We start from the raw sequence: 14,788 nt of genomic DNA, 5'->3' as shown, positions 1-14,788 counted from the left end.
TATGAAAATAAATAGCGAGCAAATGCAGTCTGCCGCCGACGCCGCCAGCGATCTGCTCAAGGCGCTGGCCAACCGGCACCGGCTGCTGATCCTGTGCCAGCTGATCGATGGCGAGCGTTCCGTCGGCGAACTCGCCGCGTTCCTCGGAATTCGGGATTCCACCGTGTCGCAGCATCTCGCAATCCTTCGCCGCGACGATCTGGTCGATTCGCGCCGCGACGGCCAAACCATCTGGTATTCGATCAGCAGTGCGCCGGCACGCGATCTGGTCGAAGTGCTCTATCGCTCGTTCTGCGCGCCGAGCGTCGTCTGCCGGCCGAAGAAGTCTGCCGCAGTCCGCCGCCGCAGGGATTGAGCGAAATCAACAGCGGCGGACCCTTACGGCCCTAATCATAGAAGATAGTCGGAGCAGCAGTTCCATGTCCTTCCAGCGTCACATGACATCGTTGCCGGCATTCGGCGCACTTCTGTGCGCCGTCAGCCTTTTCGGTGCGGCACCGTCGCGCGCCGCCGAAGAGATCTTCGTCGTGACCTCGTCCGCGGTGCCCGATCAGAAGGCGGTGTTTGCGACCATCGAAAGCCGCCGCGTGGTCCCGGGCCGCAGCCGGATCGGCGGCACCGTCGCCGTGATCGCGGTCAAGGAAGGCGATCACGTCGAACTCGGCCAGGTCATCGCTACCGTTGGCGACGACAAGCTCGCGCTGCAGATGAAGTCGCTCGATGCGCAGATCGCCGGGCTCGAAGCCCAGGTTGCGCAGGCGCAGGCCGATCTGACGCGCGCGGAAGATCTGTTCCAGAAGGCCATCGCGCCGAAGACGCGGTTGGACGAGGCGCGAACGGCGTTCAACGTCGCCACCAATGCGATGCGGGCGCGCACCGCCGAGCGCTCTGTGATCCAGCAGCAGCTCACTGAGGGTAATGTCTTGGCGCCGGCAGCCGGGCGCGTGCTCAAGGTCCCGCTCACCGCCGGGACCGTCGTGATGCCTGGTGATCCCGTGGCCTTGATCGCCGAGCAGAATTTCGTGGTCCGGCTCAGGGTGCCGGAGCGGCACGCCAGGTCAATGAGGGCGGGCGATCCGATCCGCATCGACGCAGACGATCTCGGGACGGGCGCGCCACGCTTTGGCAAGATCAGCCTGGTCTATCCACAGATTGAGGATGGGCGCGTCGTCGCCGATGCCGTCGTCGAGGGGCTCGACGATTATTTCGTCAACGAGCGCGTGCGGGTGTGGATTGCAGCCGGCTCGCGTCCAGCCTACGTGATACCGGCGCGGTTTATCACCACCCGGTTCGGCCTTGACTATGTCCGCATCCGCACGGCCGGCAACGCCGATGTCGATGTTCCGGTGCAGCGCGGCCGGCCCGCGCCGCGGCCGGACATGCCTGACGGGATCGAAATCCTGTCCGGCCTGCAGAACTCGGACCGACTGGTGCGGTCGTGAAGCTCGGATTATCCGGCTGGTTGACCAAGGCGACCATCCAGTCGCCGCTGACGCCGCTGTTCCTGATGGCGGCGCTCGCGGCGGGCCTCGTCGCGCTGATCACCATCCCGCGCGAGGAGGAGCCGCAGATCAGCGTGCCGATGGTCGATATCACGGTGCGCGCAGACGGCCTGAAGGCCCCCGATGCCGTCGAACTGGTGACCAAGCCGCTCGAGACGATCGTCAGGGCGATCGACGGCGTCGAGCACACCTACAGCCAGACCGTGGATGACCGCGTCATGGTCACCGCGCGCTTTCTCGTCGGCACCAAGGCCGACGAAGCCATCCTGCGGGTTCATGAGAAAATCCGTGCCAACATCGACCGTATTCCCGTCGGCATCCCGGAGCCCATGATCGTCGGCCGCGGAATCAACGATGTCGCGATCATGGTGGTGACGCTGTCGCCGAAGCCGGCGGCTGCCCAGCGCTATTCCGACAAGGATCTGTTCGACCTCGCCGAAAAACTTCGTTCCGAGCTGAGCAAGGTCGATAATGTCGGCCTGACCTACGTCGTCGGCGGCGATGCGCAGCAGATCCGCGTCGAGCCCGATCCGGAAAAGCTCGCGCTCTACGGGGTCACGCTGCAGCAATTGCTGGCCAAGGTACGCGACGCCAACCGCTCGTTCCAGGCGGGCCGGATCCGCGACGCGGGCCAGGCGCGCACGGTCGCCGCGGGGCAGACACTGTCAGGCATACCCGACATCGGGCTGCTGCTGGTGACGACACGCGACAATCGACCGGTCTATGTGCGCGACCTCGCCAGGGTCGTGCTCGGCCCTTCGCCGATCGAGCACCGTGTCTGGAACGTATCCGAGCACGACAAAGGCTCCTGGAAAACGGCACCCGCGATCAGCGTGGCGTTCGCCAAACGTGCCGGCGCCAACGCAGTCGTCGTGGCGGAAGATCTGCGCGCGCGGATCGCAGCGCTCGAAGGCCGGCTGATTCCGGCGGATGTCGCCGCGATCATCACGCGCGACTATGGCGAGACCGCCAACGAGAAGGCCAACGAACTGCTGTTTCATCTGGGCCTCGCCACCGTCTCTATCGTGGTCCTGATCGCGATCGCGATCGGCTGGCGTGAGGCCGTGGTGACGCTCGTGGTGATACCCACGACGATCCTGCTGACGCTGTTCGCAGCGAACCTGATGGGCTACACCATCAACCGCGTCAGCTTGTTCGCGCTGATTTTCTCGATCGGCATCCTGGTCGACGATGCGATCGTGGTGGTGGAGAACATCGCGCGGCATTGGGCGATGCGGGACGGCCGTTCGCGGTTGCAGGCCGCCATCGAGGCTGTCGCGGAGGTTGGCAATCCGACGATCCTGGCGACGCTGACCGTGATTGCGGCGCTGCTGCCGATGCTGTTCGTGTCGGGCCTGATGGGCCCCTACATGGCGCCGATCCCGGCCAACGCCTCCGCTGCCATGCTGTTCTCGTTCTTTGTCGCGATGGTGATCGCCCCGTGGCTGATGCTGAAGCTGCACCGCGGCGACGTCGCTTCGCAGCCGCATGGCGCGGCGCATGACGAAGGCTGGCTCGGCCGGCTCTACCGCAAGGTCGCCGTACCCGTCATTCGTACCCGCCGCTCGTCCTGGACATTCCTGATATCCGTCGGCGTCGCGACGCTGCTGGTGATGGGCCTGTTCTACACCAGAAGCGTGACGGTGAAGCTGCTGCCGTTCGACAACAAATCCGAGATCGCGGTCGTCGCCGATCTGCCGGAAGGCGCCACGCTGGAGGATACCGAGCGGGTGCTGCTGGCGGCCAGCGAGATCACCCGGCAATTGCCCGAGGTCACCTCGGTGCAGGTTTATGCCGGCACCGCGGCGCCGTTCAATTTCAACGGCCTGGTGCGGCACTATTATCTGCGCGCGGCGCCGGAACTGGGCGAACTGCAGGTCAACCTCGCCGCCCGTGGCGACCGGGCGCGCGCCAGCCACATCATTGCGCTCGAACTGCGGGAGAAGTTGAAGGGGCTCGCCGTGCCCGACGGGACCTCCATCAAGGTGGTGGAGGTGCCGCCTGGTCCGCCCGTCATGGCGACCCTGCTTGCCGAGATCTACGGCCCTGATTCGGCGACCCGCCGCGCCGTCATGAACGAAACCAGGAAGATATTCGCTTCGGTGCCCTTTATCGTCGATGTCGACGATTCGGTCGGACAGCCGCGGCCGCGGTTGCGGCTGTCGATCGACCAGGATCGCCTTGAATTCTTCGGCGTCGAGCAGAAGGACGTCTACGACACGATCGAGATGCTGTTTGGCGGCTTGACCGTCGGTTATTCCCACCGCGGCGAGGACCGTAATCCGATCGCGATCACGGTCCGGCTGCCGAAGACCGACCTTGCCTGGACGGAAGCGCTCAAATCGACCCCGGTTCCTGCCAACACGGTGCCGGGCGGCAAGACCGTGGTCGAGCTTGGCGAAGTGGTGCGGGCGTCGACCGAGGCGGGTTCTCCGGTCATCTTTCGCCGCGACGGCCGTTTCGCCGATATGGTCATGGCCGAACTGGCGGGGAGTTACGAAGCGCCGATCTACGGCATGCTGGAGGTCGCCCGTCGTATCGACGCGCACCCATGGGGCGATCTGCCAAAGCCCGCCGTCAGCCTCCACGGCCAGCCCACGGACGAAACCAGGCCAACGCTGCTGTGGGACGGCGAATGGGAGATCACCTATGTCACGTTCCGCGACATGGGGGCGGCATTCGCGATCGCGATCGTCGGAATCTACATCCTGGTTGTTGCGCAGTTCGGCAGCTTCAAGCTGCCGCTGGTCATCCTGACGCCGATTCCCCTGACCTTGATCGGCATCCTGGTCGGCCACTGGTTGTTTGCCGCGCCGTTCACCGCGACCTCCATGATCGGTTTCATCGCGCTCGCGGGCATCATCGTGCGCAACTCGATCCTCCTGGTGGACTTCATCCGCCATGCCGCCGTCGGCGACAGCCTGCGCGAACGGCTGCTGCAGGCGGGCGCAGTGCGCTTCAAGCCCATCATTTTGACGGCGCTCGCCGCGATGATCGGGGCGGCCACGATCCTGCCCGACCCGATCTTTCAGGGCCTCGCCATCTCCCTGCTGTTCGGGCTCGCCTCATCGACCTTGCTCACCGTGCTGGTCATTCCGGCGATTTACATCGCGCTCCGGGATGACCTGCCACCTACGCAACAACAGGCAGATGGATAGGGATGCGACATGACGACATCGGGTCCAGCCCCGCAGATCAGGGCGTTCTTCGACGACGCGACCAACACCATCAGCTATCTGGTGGCCGACCCCGTGACGCGCTGCGCCGTGGTCATCGATCCCGTGCTCGATTTCGACCAGCGCGACGGCGCCGTCGATATCCGTTCGGTGGAAGCCATTCTCGCGGCGGCAAAGGAAGAGAAGCTGACGGTCGAGTGGGTGCTGGAGACCCATGCGCACGCGGATCATCTGTCGGGCGCGCCCTACATCAAATCCAAAACCGGCGCGCGGATCGGCATCGGCGAGCACATCAAGGACGTGCAACGAATCTTCCGGCCGGTGTTCAACGCCGAAGACCTACGGACCGACGGCAGCGATTTTGACCGTCTGTTCGCGGACGGCGAGACGTTCGGCATCGGCGAACTGGTCGTTGAGGTGCTGCACACGCCGGGCCATACGCCGGCGGACCTGTCGTACAAGATCGGCGATGCCGTGTTCGTCGGAGACACGCTGTTCATGCCCGACTATGGCACCGCGCGCGCTGACTTTCCCGGCGGCGACGCGCATCAGCTCTATCGCTCGATTCAGCGGCTGCTGAAGCTTCCCGACGAAACGCGCCTGTTCATGTGCCACGACTACAAGGCGCCGGGCCGCGACGACTATGCCTGGGAAACCACGGTGCGCGAACAGCGCGAGAACAACGTCCATCTTCGCGACGGCGTCACCGAAGATGCGTTCGTGGCCATGCGGCAGGCCCGCGACGCGACATTGGCGGCGCCGACGCTGCTGCTGCCGTCCATTCAGGTGAATATCCGCGCCGGCCGCTTCCCCAAGGCGGAAAGCAATGGCGTGCATTATCTGCTATTGCCCGTTCGTGCCCGGAAAGGCGCCGAAGCGGCCATCGTCGTCTAGGCACGTTCAGGCCATCCCGTTCGACCTCGCTTCGACGGACGCAAACATCGTGGCGCGCAGTTCCAGCAGCGCCCGTCGCAGATGCGTCTTGACGGTGTTGGCTGGAACGCCGAACCGCGCCGACAGCTCCTGCCGGCTGAGGTCCCTGAGATAGGCCAGCATGATCAGGCGCCGCTTGTCCTCGGGCAGCTTCGCAAACGCCGCCAGCGCCTTCGGGCGCAGCCGCGCCAGGTGCATCTCCTCAACCGGATCGGGATCGGCGGAGGCGACCGTCGCCATCTCGTCCTCGCTGCCGACCGCCTCGAGCTGCCGCTTGCGCAGCGCATCGATGGCGCCGTGCCGGACGATGGTCGCCATCCAGGTCATCGGCGAAGCGATCGCCGGATTGTAGCTCGCGGCATGGCGCCACACCTTCACGTAGCTTTCCTGCAGGATATCCTCGGCCAGCGCCCGGTCTCTCAGGATGCGCAGGGCGACGCCCAGCAGCTTGGCGTGCGTCAGCGCGTAGAGCCTCGCGAAAGCGGATTTGTTGCCGCCGGCGACTTCTGCAATGAGTTGCAGAAGCACCGTTCTGCCATCCTGTTCGACGGTCTTGGCCTGCGGTGTTGCGTTCACCATGGTTACCCCAGCTCGATTTCCGTTGCATCCGGGCCCCGGACGTCCTGGAACGGGGCCGCATGTTGCCAATACGGGGCAGCGATCCGAAAAGTTTCGGCGGCGGGCAACACGGCGCAGATTTCTGGCGGGCAGCTTGGTTTTGAAACTCCGGTCCGTTGAACCGTAGCTTCCTGAGCTTTATAGTTCGCGAGGAATAACCGCCCTTGATTGTGCACCTGGCCCATCCCGTTCAAAATGCGGCAGAATCCCGAGAACGATTTGGGTCACGTGCTCAGGTCTGTCGCCGAAGGCGACCGGACTGCATTCCGCGTGCTTTACGAACAGGCGGGGCCGGTCCTGTTCGGGATTTGCAGCCGGATTCTGCGCGACCGCGATGCGGCCGAAGACGCCTTCCAGGAGGCGATGCTGCGAATCTGGCAAAAATCCTATCAGTTCGATCCCGCCAAAGGCGGTGCGATGAACTGGATGGTGACGGTCGCGCGCCGCATCGCGCTGGACCGGATGCCGGCGCGCCGGAGCGGGCAGCGGTCGCTGACCGACGCGAGCGTCGCGGCCCTGGTCGAGGCTCTGCCGCATCAGGCCCCGGGCGATCCCGGTCTTGCGCCGGACCTGCGCAGATGTCTTGGTCTGCTGGAACGGAACTACCGGCAATCCATCCTTTTGGCCTACTATCACGGACTGAGCTACGAGGAACTTGCCGCGCATTCGGCCGTTCCGATTGGGACGATCAAGACGTGGATTCACCGTGCCGTTGAGAAGTTGCAGCGATGTCTGAGCCAGTGACACCGGGGGCCAACGACGCGGTTGAGTATGCCCTTGGGCTGCTCGGCGAGGACGACAGGCGCGCCTTCGCGCAGCGCCTGAAATCGGACGAGGCGCTGCGGGCGCAGGTCGAATACTGGGAAGGCATGCTTTCCGATCTGCCCGTTGGGGGGGCAGAAGCGCCGCCCTCCGGCACGTTCGAAAAAATTCTTGACCGGATCGAGGGCGAGGGCGCCGGTCTGCCGGGCACCCTGACCACGCGCGCAGGGAAGGCCACCTGGTTCGAGATCGCCCCGGGCATCACGGGCCGCCTGCTCCATGTCGACCGGACGCTGAACCAGCAGCATCTCCTGATCCGGATGGCGGCCGGCGCAACCTACCAGCCGCACGCGCATCATGCCGACGAGCAGACGCTGGTGATCGAAGGCGACCTGTCGTTCGGCGGGCTCGACCTGAAAGCCGGCGACTTCCATGCCGCGACGCTGTCATCCTCGCATCCGCCGGGCCGCACGGTGAACGGCTGCCTCGTCCACGTCGTCATGAGCCTCGATCAGCACTAGCTTCCATTGCCGGGGAGCACCGCGTTGCTCGGCGTGCGGCGGTCGGTAATCTGCAGGCCGAACAGGCTGCCGATCAGTTCGACGGCGACGCGCGCGGTACGGCCGCGTTCGTCGAGGAACGGGTTGAGCTCGACGATGTCGACCGACCGCACCAGATCCGAATCGTGCAGCAGCTCCATGATCAAGTGCGCCTCGCGATAGGTTGCGCCGCCCGGCACGGTCGTTCCGACGCCGGGCGCCACGCTCGGATCGAGGAAATCGACGTCGAAGGCAACATGCAGCACGCCGTTCTTCGCCCGTACGCGCTCGATCACCTTGCGGATCAGCACGCCGACGCCGAACTCGTCGATCGCGCGCATGTCCGCGATCGCGACGCGGCGCTCGAACACCAGTCTCTTCTCCTCCGGATCGATCGAGCGGATGCCGAACAGATCGAGCTGGTCGGGGCCGATCGAGGCCCGTGGCGCGCCGCCGAGCAGATTATCGAGGCCGCCTTCGCCGCACAGGAAGGCCGCCGACATGCCGTGCATGTTGCCGGTCTCGGTGGTCAGCGGCGTGTTGTAGTCGGCATGGGCGTCGACCCAGAGCACGAACAGCGGCCGGCCCTGCTCCTGCCAGTAGCGCGCCACGCCGTTCACCGATCCCATCGACAGCGAATGGTCGCCGCCCATGAAGATCGGCAGGGCGCCGGAGCTTGCCAGCGCGTACGAACGCTCGCTCAGCGCGCGGATCCAGCCCTTGATGGTGTCGTAATATTTGGCGTTGGCCGGCGGCGGACCTTCGTCCGCGCTGGCAACAGGTTTGGCCATGTTGCCGTGGTCCTCGACGGCAAAGCCGAGCTGATCGAGAATGCGGCCGATGCCGGCGGTGCGCAGCGCATCCGGCCCCATCAGGGTGCCAAGCTGCGAAGCGCCGATCTCGATGGGCACGCCGAGCAGGGCGATGCGCGGTACGTTGGCGTCAGGCATGAGCGCGGCCTCTCGATTTCGTAGGGTGGGTAGAGCGAAGCGTGCCCACCATTTCTTGCCGTGTGCGCGGTGGTGGGCACGCTACGCTTTGCCCACCCTACAAGACCGTCGCCTCCGCGATGTTTTCGCTACGCCTTGAAATAAGCAATCTGCGTCGTCGTCGCCAGCAACCGTCCCGACGGTGACCACAATTCGCCGTGCTGGTCGCCGTAACTCCTGTGGAAAATCCGCGCGTCGGCCACCGCCAGCACGTGCGTGATGTCCTCGGCCGCGAGTTCCTCCGCCGCCGCATGGAAATACGTCGTGATCGACACCGTGCCGAACGGGATCAGTTCCCGCCGCGCCAGAAACACCCGGCCGAAGAACGCGTCCGACATCGACATCAAAGACAGCATGTCGACCTGTCGCGGCATGTGGTCGCCGATCCACTGCTTCGAGAACGCTGTGAGCGGCGAGGCGGCGGGCGAGCCATAGAAGCTCGGCTCGCCCTCGACGAAGCGGAAATCATACTGGTGCGTCCAGGTCATCTTCGTGTTCGGAAATCGCCGCGCCTGTTCGAACGGTACCGCCTGCGGGAACGCCGTCTGCTGGTGCGACCAGGACGGCCGGCGCTCGGCGAACACGGCGGTCGCCAGCGTCGCGACGTCGCCATTGCCTTGCTTCATCTCCACGCACCAGTGCTGGCTCGAGCGGTTGGCCTTGACCAGCCGCACGTCGAGATCGAAAGGCCCTTCCGCCACCGGCGCGCAGAAGTTCACCGTCATCGACAGCGGATCGCCCGCCCGCTGCGGATGCTCGATCAGCGCCCGCAGCATGGTGGCGGCCGTGAAGCCGCCGAACGGGCCGACAAAGGCCCAGTAATCCGGGCTGGTCTTGCCCTGCCAGCAGCTATCGCCGGCGGTGACTTTTGTTGCGTCGTCGAAGAGGTGAGGGGCTTTGGTGAGCATAAGTATGTTCAGTCTCGAATGGGGCGACGTCGTTGCCGCAAATGCCATCATTGCGAGCGGCGCAAAGCAATCCACTTCTCGGCTTGCAGCACGATGGATTGCTTCGCGGCGCTCGCAATGACGCGGAGGCAGTATCGCGACTATCCTGCCGAATTCAATAACGCCGGAGGTAATGGTTTCCCGCGTCCTGAAAATTACCCCTTCGCCCCGCGCTGGGCACCGGCCTCCGGCGCGGCCACGCGCACCGGCACGTTCCAGATCTCCTCGGCATATTCGCGGATGGTGCGGTCGGAGGAGAACCACGGCATTCGCGCCACGTTGAGAATCGAGGCGCGGGTCCATGCCGGCATCACCTGCCAGCGCGCGTCGATGCCGCGCTGCGCCTCGTAATAAGAGTCGAAGTCGGCCGCGACCATGTAGTGGTCGAGATTGCGCAGCGCGTGGCCGATCGAGGCGAAGCGGGCGGGATCGTCGGGCGAGAACGCGCCGCTTTCGACCGCGACGATGGCGCGCGCCAGCCGCGGCGAGCGATTGATGATGTCGGTCGCATCCAGTCCCTGTTTGCGGCGGATCATGACGTCGCCGGCCTCCAGGCCGAAGATCGCGATGTTCTCCGCGCCGACATGGTCACGGATCTCGATATTGGCGCCGTCGAGCGTGCCGATGGTCAGCGCGCCGTTGAGCGCCAGCTTCATGTTGCCGGTGCCGGAGGCTTCCATGCCCGCGGTCGAGATCTGCTCGGAGAGATCGGCGGCCGGAATGATCACTTCCGCAAGGCTGACATTGTAGTCGGCGAGGAAGACGACCTTCAGCCTTCCGGCGACGTCGGGGTCGTTGTTGACGACTTCGGCGACGTCGTTGATCAGCTTGATGATCAGCTTGGCGTAGCGATAACTCGCCGCCGCCTTGCCGGCGAAGATTTTTACCCGCGGCACCCAGTCGCGCTGCGGCTCGTCCTTGATGGCGTGGTACAGCGCGATGGTCTCAATAATGTTGAGCAATTGCCGCTTGTACTCGTGGATGCGCTTGATCTGCACGTCGAACAGCGCCGACGGGTCGATCTTGATGCTCAGCCGCTCGCCGATCAGCCGCGCCAGCGCCAGCTTGTTGTGAAGCTTGACCTCGCGAAAGCGCTGCTGGAACGCATTGTCGCTGGCGCGGGCCTCGAGCCGCTCGAACAGCGAGAAATCGTCGAGCACGGCCTCGCCGCAGACCTCGCGCATCAGCGCGGTCAGTTTCGGGTTGGCGAGCATCAGCCAGCGGCGGAAGGTGATGCCGTTGGTCTTGTTGGTGATACGGCCAGGATAGAGATGGTTGAGATCGTGGAACACGGTCTCCTTCATCAGGTCGGAGTGCATCGCCGAGACGCCGTTGATGCGGTGCGAGCCGACGAAGGCGAGTTGCCCCATCCGCACCCGCCGGCCGCTCTTTTCGTCGATCAGCGACACCGAGGCGCGGAAATCCACATCGCCCGGGCAGCGCAGGTCCGCCAGCGTCAGATGCGCCGCATTGATGCGGTAGATGATTTCGAGATGGCGCGGCAGCAGCCGCTCGAACAGTTCGACCGGCCAGGTTTCCAGCGCTTCCGGCAGCAGCGTGTGATTGGTGTAGGACAGCGTCTCCACCGTCAGCTTCCATGCCTCGTCCCAGCGGAAATTGTGCAGGTCGACCAGGATGCGCATCAGCTCGGTGACGGCGAGGCTCGGATGGGTGTCGTTGAGCTGCACCGCGACCTTGGAGGGGAGGTTGCGCAACTGCCCGTCGGAAGCAAGATGCCGCTTGATCAGGTCCTGCAGCGAAGCCGAAACGAAGAAATATTCCTGCCGCAGCCGCAGCTCGCGCCCGGCCGGGCTCTCGTCGTTCGGATAAAGGAATTTGCAGATCGATTCTGCACGCGCTTCCTCGGCGACCGCGCCGAGATAGTCGCCGGTGTTGAAGACGTCGAGCCGCAACGGATCGGGCGAGCGCGCCGACCACAGCCGCAGCGCGTTGACGTGTTGGCCGCGCCAGCCGACGATCGGCGTGTCGTAGGCCACCGCCTGCACGGTCTCCCCCGGCCGCCACGTCGCACGGTCGCGGCCGCGGTCGTCGACATGCTCGACATGGCCGCCGAAGTGAATTTGATAGACCACCTCGGCGCGCTGGAATTCCCAGGGGTTGCCGAAACTCAGCCATTCGTCGGGATATTCGTGCTGCCAGCCCTGCGAAATGATCTGTCGGAACAGGCCGAAATCGTAGCGGATGCCATAGCCGATGGCGGGAATGGTGAGCGTCGCCATGCTCTCCATGAAGCACGCGGCAAGCCGCCCGAGGCCGCCATTGCCGAGCGCCGCATCCGGTTCGCACTTGCGCAGGTCGGAAAGGCCGACGCCGAGATCGCCGAGCGCCGCCTCGAACAGGGGCAGCAGGCCCATATTGTTCAGCCCGTCGGTGAACAGTCGGCCGATCAGGAATTCGAGCGAAAGATAATAGACCCGCTTGCTGCCGGCGTCGTAGCTCTCCTTTTCGGCCGTAAGCCAGCGGTGCACGATGCGGTCGCGCAGCGCCAGCGCCGCCGCCTTGTACCAGTCCCGCCGCGTTGCCATGCCGGCGTCCTTGCCGATCGCAAGGCGAAGCTTGGCGAGGATCGCGCCCTTGATCTCGGTCAGCGCCAGCTCGTCGATCGGCTGGCCCGGGGCCGGATAGTTTGCCGGATGATTTCCCGAAAATTGTTCCTGCAAAACGTCGATTCCTGCGGTTGAGACTCACGGCGAAGATACGCGCCTTGCCGTGCAATCCAAATGCCTGACTAGTTTGTGCACTGCGCTGACTCGAATTTATGCAAGGACCGGGCCGATTTCGCGGCGCTCATGAGGGGGTTTTGGTGATCTAATCAAGGCGTGAAAGCCTGTGAGCAGGTGGGACGGGCGCTCCGGTTTCATTGGGGCTTCGATTGTTCGCGCTCGACCAGATTTATTCCTTCGTCGCTGAGCGCTTGCATAATTGCATCGATGTCTTCGGGCTCAGTTGTAGCCGATGGCAACAGCTCGTTAAGCCGATCGAAGGTGATGATGCCCGTCGGACGGCCAAGCTCTAGCGCTATTCGGATCATGTCTCGTTGTCTCATTCCTCAGTACTCCCAAAATTGGCCTCTACCAGATGGGGAGAGTCTCGAGCTTCTCTTGTGCGAAGCACGGAACAAATTAAGAACAATTTAGCAAGTGTTTGATATATCATTGTGATTCGGCGGCTGCGCCGACACAACATTTATGGTCTATCCGAGTTTGCGAGGACTACATGTCCACCATCGCCTTCGATCAGTTCGCTCTCACCCGCATCGCCGACTTCGCGCGGTCGCTGTCACGCCTGCACCAGGCCTCGCGCCGCCAGTTCGTCGACGACGACGCCATCGACCGCGAATTCAACGCGGTCTGCATGTCGGTGTGGGGCTACACCACGGACGATTTCAGCGACGATCTGTTTTCGGGGGAGGACCACGCCTTTCTCGACGCGCTGGATGAAGCGCAGGCGCGGATCTTCGCTGCCGAGCAGGGCTACGACCTCGTCGACGACCAGGGCATGCTGACCGACTGGTGGGGCTATTGCTGGATGATTTTGGCCGAGAAGCGCGGCCTGCTGACCCCGGACAACCGCGCCGCCGCGCGCGCCGCGATCGAGGAAAAATACCTGACGGCGCCCAACGTCATCGGCGTCATCGTCGGACGGTGAAAGCATAGGGGCAGCATTCGCGCGACCCGGCTCCCATCCTACTTTGCATGGGGTTGTTTTCGATGTTTTGCGTCGCTAGTTCACTTCCACCCGCTTCAACGGCTTCGCCGCGCCGCTTTTCGAAATCGAGCCGGTCGTCAGTTCGCCGTCGCGCTTCGTCTCGGGAGATTGTGCATTGGTCGCGATCATCTCGGCGCTGACCGGGGCCACCTTCATTTCGCCGAGCCGGGCGCGGACATCGGCGGTGAGGCCAGGATAGGAAGCGACGGGGGTGAACTCCGCGGTCTGCTCGGTCCCTAAGCGCACGCCGGTATAGGCCACCAGTCCATCGGTGGTGGCGACGACGTCGCCGGAGCGCAGCGAAGTATCGAGCGTGAGGTCGACCGGCGCCAGCCCGGAGGGGCTTCGGCCGTTGCAGGTGCAGTCGGCGCGCAGCGCCTTGCGGTAGGCGTAGGCGTTTTCGCTGTCGGCATAGCGCTCGCCATTGCCCGCGGTCGCGCCGTCGATGTTGCTGCCGTAAAACACCTTGGTGACGCTCGCCGGGCAGAACGCCTGGCAGGTCTGAGCCGGCGAAGCGTTGCCGCGCATGGTCAGCGGAAAATATTTACCGTCGCAGCTTCGCACGCAGAAGGCGGGTCCGGAGCCCGCGACGCGCGGCGCCGGCGCGGAATAGGCCGGCTGATTGACGCCGACCTGATCGGAGAAGGAGTTCGCCTGCGTCGGCCGTGCCGGCTTCTGGTTCTGGATACCGCCGAACAGGAAGTCGAACAGGCCTTCGGCCGAAACGCTGCCGGGCGCGAGCACCAGCGCGCCTGCAAGGGCCGCGGCGGCCACCAAGGCAGCCCGTCGCCGCATGCGAGAAAAAGCCAGCCTGGTACGCACCCACTCCACCCCACGAAGCGCTGAAGCGAGATGGCTTCAGGTCAGGGTAACCTTAATGGCGGATGGTAAATGAGTGGTGTTCAGGCGGGGCAGGGCGGAAGGAAATGCGGCGATCCAACGGCATCACGCCTTCAGGAATTCACCCGCCTTGTAGAGGGAACGAAACTCCAGCCCGGCCGCTGCAAATGCTTCGGTCGCCCCTTCCTCGCGGTCGACCATGGTCAGCACCAGTACGATCTCGCCGCCGGCCTCGCGCACCGCTTCGGCCGCCTTCAGCGCCGAGCCGCCGGTCGTGGTCACGTCCTCGACGATGACGATGCGCTTGCCCTGCAGGCTCTCGCCCTTGGCGAGGCCCTCCACCGCGAGGCGGGCGCCATGTTCCTTCGGCTTCTTGCGCACGAAGAACGCGGCGATCGGATGGCCCTTGAGCCAGGACAGCTGCGCGATCGCGCCCGCCAGTGGGACCGCGCCCATCTCCAGCCCGCCGACGTAATCGAGCTTGTCGTCCCTCAGCGCCTCGTAGGTCAGTTCCGCCAGCAGCGCCGCGCCCTCGGGGTCGAGCATGGTCGGCTTGAGGTTGAAGTAGAAGTCGCTCTTGCGGCCCGAGGCCAGCGTGATCTCACCGCGGCCGAACGAACGCTTGCGGATGATCTCGGCGAGGCGGGCGCGGGCGGCGGATTTGGACAAGGTGCGTTTCCCAAGGGGTTTCAGTCGGGCGCAATCTATCGGCGCCGGCAGGCACATGCCAGCGTTGATCGCATGCCGTCAATA

At 64.6% G+C, this 14,788-nt stretch carries 14 protein-coding genes; 7 read left to right on the top strand and 7 right to left on the bottom strand.

Annotated features, from left to right (window positions below):
• Positions 1 to 22: 22 nt before the first annotated feature.
• The 4 genes from QUH67_RS32675 (at position 23) to QUH67_RS32660 (ending at position 5,572) form a co-directional block, all read left to right on the top strand.
• The gene (locus tag QUH67_RS32675) at positions 23 to 355 is read left to right on the top strand and encodes an ArsR/SmtB family transcription factor (RefSeq protein WP_300943961.1); all 333 of its coding nucleotides are present in this window, start codon (positions 23 to 25) and stop codon (positions 353 to 355) included.
• Between the two features lie 64 nt (positions 356 to 419).
• Positions 420 to 1,442, top strand: a complete 1,023-nt coding sequence (locus QUH67_RS32670; RefSeq protein WP_300943959.1) for an efflux RND transporter periplasmic adaptor subunit — start codon at positions 420 to 422, stop codon at positions 1,440 to 1,442.
• Positions 1,439 to 4,660: an efflux RND transporter permease subunit gene (locus QUH67_RS32665; RefSeq protein ID WP_300943957.1), complete on the top strand. Its 3,222-nt coding sequence runs from the start codon at positions 1,439 to 1,441 to the stop codon at positions 4,658 to 4,660. Before QUH67_RS32670 ends, QUH67_RS32665 begins: the two co-directional genes overlap by 4 nt.
• Before the next feature lie 9 nt (positions 4,661 to 4,669).
• Positions 4,670 to 5,572 (top strand): MBL fold metallo-hydrolase, encoded by a 903-nt coding sequence (locus tag QUH67_RS32660; protein WP_300943954.1) that lies wholly within the window; start codon positions 4,670 to 4,672, stop codon positions 5,570 to 5,572.
• Positions 5,573 to 5,578: 6 nt separating this feature from the next.
• On the opposite strand, the gene QUH67_RS32655 is transcribed toward QUH67_RS32660, so the two are convergent.
• Positions 5,579 to 6,190 carry an RNA polymerase sigma factor gene (locus QUH67_RS32655; protein WP_300943952.1) on the bottom strand — a complete coding sequence of 204 codons (612 nt, stop codon included), beginning with the start codon at positions 6,188 to 6,190 and terminating at the stop codon, positions 5,579 to 5,581.
• A 267-nt stretch (positions 6,191 to 6,457) separates the two neighbouring features.
• Between QUH67_RS32655 and QUH67_RS32650 the strand changes: the two genes are divergently transcribed.
• Together QUH67_RS32650 and QUH67_RS32645 are read left to right on the top strand one after the other, a co-directional pair.
• Positions 6,458 to 6,973 (top strand): sigma-70 family RNA polymerase sigma factor, encoded by a 516-nt coding sequence (locus QUH67_RS32650; protein ID WP_300943950.1) that lies wholly within the window; start codon positions 6,458 to 6,460, stop codon positions 6,971 to 6,973.
• Positions 6,958 to 7,512, top strand: a complete 555-nt coding sequence (locus QUH67_RS32645; protein ID WP_300943946.1) for a cupin domain-containing protein — start codon at positions 6,958 to 6,960, stop codon at positions 7,510 to 7,512. The genes QUH67_RS32650 and QUH67_RS32645 overlap by 16 nt, the downstream gene beginning before the upstream one ends.
• On the opposite strand, the gene rocF is transcribed toward QUH67_RS32645, so the two are convergent.
• The 4 genes from rocF to QUH67_RS32625 form a co-directional block, all read right to left on the bottom strand.
• A complete protein-coding gene (gene rocF, locus QUH67_RS32640; protein ID WP_300943944.1) occupies positions 7,509 to 8,480 on the bottom strand; it encodes an arginase in 972 nt (323 codons plus the stop codon). The two genes, QUH67_RS32645 and rocF, sit on opposite strands and share 4 nt — an antisense overlap.
• A 128-nt stretch (positions 8,481 to 8,608) precedes the next feature.
• On the bottom strand, positions 8,609 to 9,427 hold the full coding sequence (locus QUH67_RS32635) for an acyl-CoA thioesterase (protein ID WP_300943942.1): 819 nt from the start codon (positions 9,425 to 9,427) through the stop codon (positions 8,609 to 8,611).
• 194 nt (positions 9,428 to 9,621) lie between these two features.
• Positions 9,622 to 12,156, bottom strand: coding sequence for a glycogen/starch/alpha-glucan phosphorylase (locus QUH67_RS32630; RefSeq protein WP_407080495.1), 2,535 nt, complete (start codon positions 12,154 to 12,156; stop codon positions 9,622 to 9,624).
• A gap of 188 nt (positions 12,157 to 12,344) precedes the next feature.
• Positions 12,345 to 12,518 (bottom strand): RNA polymerase sigma factor region1.1 domain-containing protein, encoded by a 174-nt coding sequence (locus QUH67_RS32625; protein ID WP_300943938.1) that lies wholly within the window; start codon positions 12,516 to 12,518, stop codon positions 12,345 to 12,347.
• 185 nt (positions 12,519 to 12,703) lie between these two features.
• On the opposite strand from QUH67_RS32625, the gene QUH67_RS32620 reads away from it, so the two are divergent.
• Positions 12,704 to 13,135, top strand: a complete 432-nt coding sequence (locus QUH67_RS32620) for a hypothetical protein (protein WP_300943936.1) — start codon at positions 12,704 to 12,706, stop codon at positions 13,133 to 13,135.
• Positions 13,136 to 13,210: 75 nt separating this feature from the next.
• Here the strand turns inward: QUH67_RS32620 and QUH67_RS32615 are convergent, their stop codons facing one another.
• Positions 13,211 to 13,990, bottom strand: a complete 780-nt coding sequence (locus QUH67_RS32615; protein ID WP_300943934.1) for a DUF2865 domain-containing protein — start codon at positions 13,988 to 13,990, stop codon at positions 13,211 to 13,213.
• Positions 13,991 to 14,140: 150 nt separating this feature from the next.
• Complete coding sequence (pyrE, locus tag QUH67_RS32610; RefSeq protein WP_300943932.1) at positions 14,141 to 14,704, bottom strand: orotate phosphoribosyltransferase; 564 nt, start codon at positions 14,702 to 14,704, stop codon at positions 14,141 to 14,143.
• Positions 14,705 to 14,788 lie beyond the last annotated feature (84 nt).

Origin of the sequence: Bradyrhizobium roseum, assembly GCF_030413175.1 — a bacterium.
Classification (GTDB): Bacteria; Pseudomonadota; Alphaproteobacteria; order Rhizobiales; family Xanthobacteraceae; genus Bradyrhizobium; species Bradyrhizobium roseum.
Note: the sequence above shows the minus strand (reverse complement) of the source record. Positions and strands in the feature narration are given on the sequence as shown.